General features: G+C 44.8%; 1 protein-coding gene. It reads right to left on the bottom strand.

Annotated elements, in window-relative coordinates:
- The coding region (locus tag AAEZ05_RS28350) for a L,D-transpeptidase family protein (RefSeq protein ID WP_350649895.1) at positions 1 to 279 on the bottom strand (279 nt) is incomplete at both ends.

Raw genomic sequence — 279 nt, 5'->3', positions numbered from 1 at the left:
GTATAGTAGCCTACTGGTGTGCGCTGATCCCCTTGTTGTTGCTTATGTCCTATCGGGCTGTCACCCAATGCAATGCGATAGGATTTGACCACGGTATCTTTGCTTAATAACTTTAAAATGCGCTCAGACTTGTCAACAAAGACCTTATCGACAATGAGCGTGCTAGGAATAGACTGACCTTTATCAACCGCGTTTTTTGCCTGCGAGGAGGTTTTGACATAGCCTATCGCACTGGTACTAATAATGGCAGTCAGACCAAGTCCTATCGCAATAAACAAC

This window comes from Pseudomonas sp. HY13-MNA-CIBAN-0226, assembly GCF_040310305.1.
Taxonomy (GTDB): domain Bacteria; phylum Pseudomonadota; class Gammaproteobacteria; order Pseudomonadales; family Pseudomonadaceae; genus Aquipseudomonas; species Aquipseudomonas gregormendelii.
This window is presented reverse-complemented; position numbering and strand designations above follow the sequence as displayed.